Origin of the sequence: Streptomyces sp. NPDC050658 (genome assembly GCF_044457025.1) — a bacterium.
In the GTDB taxonomy this organism is placed as follows: Bacteria; Actinomycetota; Actinomycetes; order Streptomycetales; family Streptomycetaceae; genus Streptomyces.
Genome location: NZ_JBITGM010000017.1, coordinates 115,075 through 122,756 on the forward strand (window position 1 = coordinate 115,075; position 7,682 = coordinate 122,756).

Consider the following 7,682-nt stretch of genomic DNA (forward strand, 5'->3'; position numbering starts at 1 on the left):
GCTATTGGGTGTGGGCCGAACCTGTTCAGCCTACGTCGGTGGCGCCGACCCGCTCATCCGGGGCGATCCGCACTCCGCGCGCCCAGTCTGCGCCGCGCATCGGCTTCTTGCCCTGCGGCTGGACCCAGAGCAGCTCCACCGCGTGCGAGCCGGAACCGACGTACACATTGTTCTTCGCCGCCGACAGCTCGCCGGGCGCGAGATCGGTGCGGTCCGGGACGAGCGCGGCCTGGATGATCTTCAGCCGTTCGCCGCGGAAGACGGTCCAGGCTCCGGGCGCGGGCGTGCAGCCGCGCACCACCCGGTCGACGCGGAGCGCCGGGGCCGCCCAGTCCACCTGCGCGTCCTCGACGGTGATCTTCGGGGCCAGGGTGACGCCGTCGGCGGGCTGCGGCACGGACTTCAGGGAGCCGTCCTCGATGCCGTCCATGGTGGCGGCGAGCAGTCCCGCGCCCGCGAAGGCCAGACGGGTGAGCAGGTCACCGCTGGTGTCGGTGGGCCGGACGACCTCGGTGACGGTCCCGTACACGGGCCCGGAGTCGAGGCCCTTCTCGATCAGGAAGGTGGAGGCCCCCGTGATCTCGTCCCCCGCCATCACGGCGTGCTGGACGGGTGCGGCACCGCGCCAGGCGGGCAGCAGCGAGAAGTGCAGGTTGACCCAGCCGCGGGCCGGGACGTCGAGTGCCACCTGCGGCAGCAGCGCGCCGTACGCCACGACGGGGCAGCAGTCGGGGGCGATCTCCCGCAGCCGCGCGAGGAACTCCTCGTCGCGCGGCTTCGCGGGCTTGAGCACCTCGATGCCTGCCTCCTCCGCGCGCTGGGCGACCGGGCTCGCGACGAGCCTGCGGCCGCGCCCGGCGGGGGCGTCGGGGCGGGTGACGACGGCGGCCACCTCGTGCCGGTCGGAGGCGATCAGGGCGTCCAGGGCGGGGACGGCGACTTCGGGGGTGCCTGCGAAGACGAGCTTCATCGGTGGCTGTCGGCCTCTCGGGCGGGAACGTGACGGGAGCGCACCAGTCTATGAGCCGCCCTGTCCGGCCGCCTTCCTCGGGGCCGACCGGGTCATGGACGGTCCGGGGGCGTACGCGCGTCCGCGCGCCCTGTGCATATGCGCATACGCCCCTGCACCGTGACCCCTCAGGAAGTAGCGCGTTGGTCAAGAAAGAGTTGACCACAGTGGGCCGCGGATGCGGCCCGATCCTTTTCTTCAACGCCGGTTCGAGAGGCTTGTTCATGGCCGACCACGCAACCCACGACGCCCAGGCTCGGGCCAGCCTGCACCTCCTTGTGCGGGACATCGAGCGGGTCCGCCGGCAGGTGGACGCACTGCGCACCCTCACCGCCCAGCTCGGCAACGTCTACCGCCCGCGCCGCTCCAGCCCGTCAGCGGGCTTCGTCGTGTACGGGCGCGCCCCCGCCCCGACCGTCCGCCTCGCCCAGGAACTGCGGGACAGCGTCGAGACGCTGGTCACCGCGGCAGTGGACTTCGACCGCTCGCTGGGCTTCTCGTGGGACGCGGTGGGCTCGGCCCTCGGGGTCACCAAGCAGGCGGTGCACCGCCGTTACGGGGCCCGCAGGGCGACGACGCAGGCGGCAGCCGAGGCGGAGCGCGCCACGGAGACGGCACCGTCCACGGCGCCCCGTCCGCCGGTCCCGGTGGGCGCACCCCTGCCGTCCGTCCCGGCGGCCCGCACGATGCCGACCCAGCCGACGTCAGGCAGCCCATCCCTCCGCGAGGACCCCCGCCCCCCAGCCTTCCCCAGCCCCCGCAACGGCTAGCAACGTCCCCGTCCCTACAACTCCGCCTGCCTCCCACCCACACGGGCCGGGAGGCAGCGCCATGACCGAAAGCCACACCACACGACACCCCGACCACCGCCCTGGTTGCGGGCAGGCATTCCGCAGGGCACCCTCGCCCGCACAACACCCGGACCACCCGCCCCGGTTGCGGCCAGGCGTCCCGCACAGCACCCCCCACCACCCGCCCCCGTTGTGGGCAGGCGCCCCGCACGCCACCCCCACCCACACAACACCCGGACCGCCCGCCCCGGTTGCGACCAGACATTCCGCACGGCAACCCCACGCCCCACCACCACCCGCCCCCGTTGTGGGCAGGCGTTCCGCAGGGCGGAACGGGTGGGCACAACGCACAGCGCCGGGCACCGACACACAGAGCGGCAATCACCCGGCAGACCACAGAGCACAGCAAGCCCCACGGACGGGGCTCAGCCCGCCGCAGGCGATCCCTCAGCCGATGTCCAACGGGTCCACCCGAACCCGCACAGGCTCCGCCGACCCCCGCGCCATCCGCGAGGCCTGCGCCGTCTTCAACGCGGCAGCCAACGCCGCCCCGCTCCCCGGCGGCACCCGGATCAGCACCCGCTCCAGGCCCTCCCCGCTGTCAGCTCCCCTCGACAGAGGCGCAGACACAGTCACAGGAACAGGAACCGGCCCCAACACCACCGCGTCCCGAGGGAGTTCGACCCCGGCAAGAAACGCGGACAGCGCCTCCGGAGTCCCGGAAACCGAAGCCATCCGCGATACGGGCGGAAACCCCAGCTCCGCCCGCTCCGCGAGTTCCCGCACCGCATGCCCCACCGGATCCCACCGCACCAGAGCCTGCACAGGCCGCAGCGTCGGCTCGGCGACCACCACCACGGTCCCGCCCGCCCCCTGCGACCGCACAAGACCCGCAGCCCCGATCCACCGCCGCAACGCGTCCTCCGCCGCCCGCAGATCAGGCCGCCCCACCATGGCCCACCCGTCGAGCAGCAGCGCGGCCGCATACCCGCCGTCGGCCACAGGCTCGGCCCCCGGCGTACTCACCACCAGCGCGGGCGCCCCCGCCACGGTGTCCAGCACCTGCTCCCGCCCCGAAGTCCGCACCGGCACAGCCGGAAACGCCCGCCCCAGCTCCTCGGCCGTACGCCGCGCCCCCACGATCTGCGCCCGCAGCCGGAATCCGCCACACGTACCGCAGTGCCAGGCGGCCTCCTCCACCCCGCACCACCCGCACCGCAGCGCGGCCCCGCCCTCCTGAGCCTCCAACGGCCCGGCACACCGCCGGCACCGCGCCGGCTCCCGGCACCGCTCGCAGGCGAGCCTCGGCACATAACCCCGCCGCGGCACCTGCACCAGGACGGGCCCGTGCTTCAGTCCTTCCCGTACGACCTGCCAGGCCAGCGTCGGCAGCCGCGCGGCCCGAGCCGCCTCGTCCCGCGCGAGATCCCCGTCCCCCACGGTCCGCACGAGCGGCGCGGCCCTGCGCACCTGCTCCCGGTCGGCGACGAGCGGCGCGGCCCACCCGCTCTCGACGAGCTGCGCGGCCTCGACCGTGCAGCTCCAACTCCCCAGCAGGAACCCGCACTTGTCCCGCGAGGCCCGCAGCTCAAGAACCTCACGCACATGCGGAAAGGGCGCGCGGTCATCGCTGTGACTGGAGTCCCCGTCGTCCCAGACCACGACAAGCCCCAGGTTCCGTACGGGCGCGAACATGGCGGCCCGCGTCCCGACCACGGCCCGCACGGCGCCCCGCCGCACGGAGAGCCACTCCCGATACCGCTTCTCCTGCCCGGCATCGGCGGTGAGCACCGCATGCTGCCCGGCCCCCAGCAACGAGGTGAGCGCGGCATCGACCCGAGCGGCAGGCCGCCCGGCAGGCACGACTACCAACGCCCCCCGCCCCGAGGCCAGCGTCGCCTGCACGGCCCGCGCGATCTCCTCGGCCCACTCGGGCCCGGGCAGCGCGGTCCACACGGCCCGCGGGGCGCCCCCCGAGGCGAGCGCCCCGAGGAATTCCGCCCCATGCCCGTACCTCCCCCAACTCCCCGCCTCAGGAGCGCCCGGCGGCGCCGGAGCCGCCCCCATCTCCTGCGCCTCGGCCCGGGCATGCCGCGGCGGAACGGCCAGCTGCAGCACATCGGCAAGGCTCCCCGCGTACCGATCGGCAACGGCGCGAGCAAGCCCCAGCAATTCCCCGTCAAGCACGGGCTCAGGCGAAACGACCTGCGCCAGCGCGGCCAACGGCCCGGAGTACCCCGACTCGGCGACCCGCTCGACGAGAAACCCGTCGATCAGCCCCCCGCCCTCACGCCGCCCACCGCGAACGTTCCGCGCCCCGGCCCCGAACCGCACCCGAACCCGAACCCCGGGCTGCGCGACGGCATCCAACTCCTCGGGCACGGCATAGTCGAAGTACCGGTCAAGATGCAGCACCCCCTTGTCCACGAGCACCCGAGCCACGGGCAACTCCTTGGCAAGAGCGGCCCCCCGCCACGTACGCGGCTTGGCCCGCGGCACATCGGCCTTGCGCACACTCTCCCGAATCAAGGCAAGCTGCTCGGGCTCAGGCACCCCACGCTCGGCACCCTCACCCACACCCGACCCGTTCTCCCTGCTCACAGCTGCATTCCTACCAGACCGCACTGACAAGCCGAGCGCCCGAGATCAAGCCGGCCGCGGAACATGAACGCCACGAAGGGCGCCTTCTGCCATCGTCCACTCGGCCATACCGATCACAGGACCGGCAGCAGGATTCGAACCTGCGAGGGAGTCATCTCCCGGAAGTATCCGCAGCCATCGCACCGGGCGCCTCGGCGTCAGTTCTCCCCGGAGGAAGACGGCACAACCCTACGAACCACCGCGCCGGCCCCGCCAGCCAATTCACCCGACGACAAAGGCCCGGCCTCCCCAGAAGGGAGAGCCGGGCCCCAAAGCCAGGAAGCAGGACCTACAGCCCCGCAGCCTTCCGCAGCGCCTCGACGCGGTCCGTCCGCTCCCATGTGAAGTCCGGGATCGCGCGGCCGAAGTGGCCGTACGCCGCGGTCTGGGAGTAGATCGGGCGGAGCAGGTCGAGGTCGCGGATGATCGCGGCCGGGCGGAGGTCGAAGACCTCGGAGATGGCCGCCTCGATCTTGTCCGTGTCGACCGTGGCCGTGCCGAACGTCTCGACGAAGAGGCCGACCGGCTCGGCCTTGCCGATCGCGTACGCGACCTGGACCTCGCAGCGGGCGGCGAGGCCGGCGGCCACGACGTTCTTGGCGACCCAGCGCATCGCGTACGCGGCCGAGCGGTCCACCTTCGACGGGTCCTTGCCGGAGAAGGCGCCGCCGCCGTGGCGGGCCATGCCGCCGTACGTGTCGATGATGATCTTGCGGCCGGTGAGGCCGGCGTCGCCCATCGGGCCGCCGATCTCGAAGCGTCCGGTCGGGTTGACCAGCAGGCGGTAGCCCTCGGTCTCCAGCTTGATGCCGTCCTCGAGGAGGGCCTTCAGCTCCGGCTCCACCACGAACTCGCGGATGTCCGGGGCGAGGAGGGAGTCGAGGTCGATGTCCGAGGCGTGCTGGGACGAGACGACGACCGTGTCCAGGCGGACCGCCTTGTCGCCGTCGTACTCGATGGTGACCTGGGTCTTGCCGTCGGGGCGCAGGTACGGGATCGTCCCGTTCTTGCGGACCTCGGAGAGGCGGCGCGACAGACGGTGCGCGAGGTGGATCGGGAGCGGCATCAGCTCCGGCGTCTCGTCGCAGGCGTAGCCGAACATCAGGCCCTGGTCGCCCGCGCCCTGCTTGTCGAGCTCGTCCCCCTCCTCACCTGCGGCGGAGCCCTCGACGCGCTTCTCGTACGCCGTGTCGACGCCCTGCGCGATGTCGGGGGACTGCGAGCCGATGGAGACAGAGACGCCACAAGAAGCGCCGTCGAAGCCCTTCTTCGAGGAGTCGTAACCGATCTCGAGGATCTTCTCGCGCACGAGCTGCGCGATCGGCGCGTAGGCCTTGGTCGTCACCTCGCCGGCGACGTGCACGAGGCCGGTGGTGATCAGCGTCTCCACGGCGACCCGGGACTTCGGGTCCTCCCGCAGAAGCGCGTCGAGAATGGTGTCGCTGATCTGGTCAGCGATCTTGTCGGGGTGACCCTCGGTCACAGACTCCGAGGTGAAGAGACGGCGGGACACATCGCTCCCTGTGGTTGCAGCGGCTGCTGGCTGATCATTGATGGACGGGCCGGAGGCTGCGCCCGGCGTCGTCCGAGACCAGTTTATCGGTCGTACTCGGCCGCCGGACCACGTGTCTCGGAACTTGGAAGCGCTGTGACCTGCGGCACTGCATTGTGCGGTACGACGATCGGTCTCCACCAGAGGGCCTGACGCCCGAATTTCCCGGTTTTGGGGCACCCAGTGGGGCGAATGTGACATTCGGCCCCCGGGTTTTCACCCCTGACTTCTTGAGACGGACCCCTACCGGTTCCTGAGCGTTTCCTTCACCAGACGCTCCGCCACGAGATCCCAGACCGTGTCCGCGAGCGCCTCCTTCGGGCCGTACGGCACCGGGGTCTCACTGCCGTCCGCGCCGAGCACGACCGCCTCGTTCTCCTCGGAGCCGAACGTCTTGCGCTCGCCGACCTCGTTGACGACGAGCAGGTCACAGCCCTTGCGCTGCAGCTTGGCACGTCCGTTCGCCAGGACATCGTCCGTCTCCGCGGCGAAGCCGACGACGACCTGGCCGGGGCGCGGCCGGCCCCCCGCGATCTCGGCGAGGATGTCGGGGTTGCGGACCAGGGCGATCGGGGCCGGCTCCTGGCCGTCCTTCTTCTTGATCTTCCCGGCCGCGTACGTCTCGGGGCGGAAGTCGGCCACGGCCGCCGCCATCACGACGGCGTCGGCGTCCGCTGCGGCCTTCAGGACCGCCTCGCGGAGCTGGACGGCCGTACCGACGGGCACGATGTCCACGCCCGCGGGCTCCGGCAGCGCGGCGTTCGCCGAGACGAGCGTGACGCGGGCGCCCCGCGCCGCCGCGCTGCGGGCCAGCGCGTACCCCTGCTTGCCCGAGGAGCGGTTGCCGAGGAAGCGGACCGGGTCCAGCGGCTCGCGCGTCCCGCCCGCGCTGACGACGACGTGCCGCCCCGCGAGGTCCTGCCCCAGGTCACCGCGGGCCAGGACGCGGCGTACGACCTCGAAGAGCTCCACCGGGTCGGGGAAGCGGCCCTTGCCCGTGTCCACGCCGGTGAGGCGGCCGACGGCGGGCTCGACGACCAGGGCGCCGCGGCGGCGCAGCGTGGCCACGTTCTCCTGGGTGGCGGGGTGCTCCCACATCTCCGTGTGCATCGCGGGCGCGAAGATCACCGGACAGCGGGCGGTGAGCAGCGTGTTCGTCAGGAGGTCGTCGGCGAGGCCGTGGGCCGCCTTCGCCAGCATGTCGGCGGTGGCGGGGGCGACGACGACGACGTCGGCGGCCTGGCCGATGCGGACATGCGGGACTTCATGGACGGAGTCCCACACTTCGGTCGAAACCGGGTTTCCGGAGAGCGCCGACCAGGTCGCGGCGCCCACGAAGTGCAGCGCCGAATCGGTCGGTACGACGCGTACGTCGTGGCCCGACTCGGTCAGCCGCCGGAGCAGCTCACAGGCCTTGTACGCGGCGATCCCGCCGCTGACCCCCAGAACGACCTTGGGCTTGCCCACGGTGCCTCCCCGCACTACGACCACTCGAAAACGTACGACCACTCGGAAACGTACGACTCCATGACACACCACAGGCCCGACAGCCGCGCTGCCGGGCCTGTGGCCGAAGAAAAAGAACGCTTACTGAGCTTGTTCTTTAAGGTCTGAGGTCGAATTGGGCCTCGAACTAAGCCCTTGACCTTGGTGTTCGCCTGACGCTGGGACGGCCTTCATCCGATCCTGT

Annotated in this window: 5 protein-coding genes; 1 reads left to right on the forward strand and 4 read right to left on the reverse strand. The window is 72.0% G+C overall.

Annotation, left to right across the window (positions count from 1 at the left end; all coding sequences use genetic code 11):
- Positions 1–25: 25 nt before the first annotated feature.
- Complete coding sequence (fmt, locus tag ACIBKX_RS38945; protein WP_363275516.1) at positions 26–970, reverse strand: methionyl-tRNA formyltransferase; 945 nt, start codon at positions 968–970, stop codon at positions 26–28.
- Between the two features lie 263 nt (positions 971–1,233).
- Here fmt and ACIBKX_RS38950 point away from each other — a divergent pair, with 263 nt between their 5' ends.
- Positions 1,234–1,779, forward strand: coding sequence for a hypothetical protein (locus tag ACIBKX_RS38950; protein ID WP_363275517.1), 546 nt, complete (start codon positions 1,234–1,236; stop codon positions 1,777–1,779).
- Positions 1,780–2,247: 468 nt separating this feature from the next.
- On the opposite strand, the gene ACIBKX_RS38955 is transcribed toward ACIBKX_RS38950, so the two are convergent.
- The 3 genes from ACIBKX_RS38955 to coaBC all read right to left on the reverse strand — a co-directional run bounded on the left by ACIBKX_RS38955 (position 2,248) and on the right by coaBC (position 7,459).
- Positions 2,248–4,401 (reverse strand): primosomal protein N', encoded by a 2,154-nt coding sequence (locus ACIBKX_RS38955; protein ID WP_363275519.1) that lies wholly within the window; start codon positions 4,399–4,401, stop codon positions 2,248–2,250.
- Between the two features lie 328 nt (positions 4,402–4,729).
- Complete coding sequence (gene metK / locus ACIBKX_RS38960) at positions 4,730–5,953, reverse strand: methionine adenosyltransferase (RefSeq protein ID WP_363275520.1); 1,224 nt, start codon at positions 5,951–5,953, stop codon at positions 4,730–4,732.
- Between the two features lie 282 nt (positions 5,954–6,235).
- The gene (gene coaBC / locus ACIBKX_RS38965; protein WP_363275523.1) at positions 6,236–7,459 is read right to left on the reverse strand and encodes a bifunctional phosphopantothenoylcysteine decarboxylase/phosphopantothenate--cysteine ligase CoaBC; all 1,224 of its coding nucleotides are present in this window, start codon (positions 7,457–7,459) and stop codon (positions 6,236–6,238) included.
- Positions 7,460–7,682 lie beyond the last annotated feature (223 nt).

Excerpts from the sequence above, each read along its gene's own strand:
- fmt (WP_363275516.1), bottom strand. The coding sequence starts at position 970 with ATGAAGCTCGTCTTCGCAGGCACCCCCGAAGTCGCCGTCCCCGCCCTG.
- ACIBKX_RS38950 (WP_363275517.1), top strand. The coding sequence starts at position 1,234 with ATGGCCGACCACGCAACCCACGACGCCCAGGCTCGGGCCAGCCTGCAC.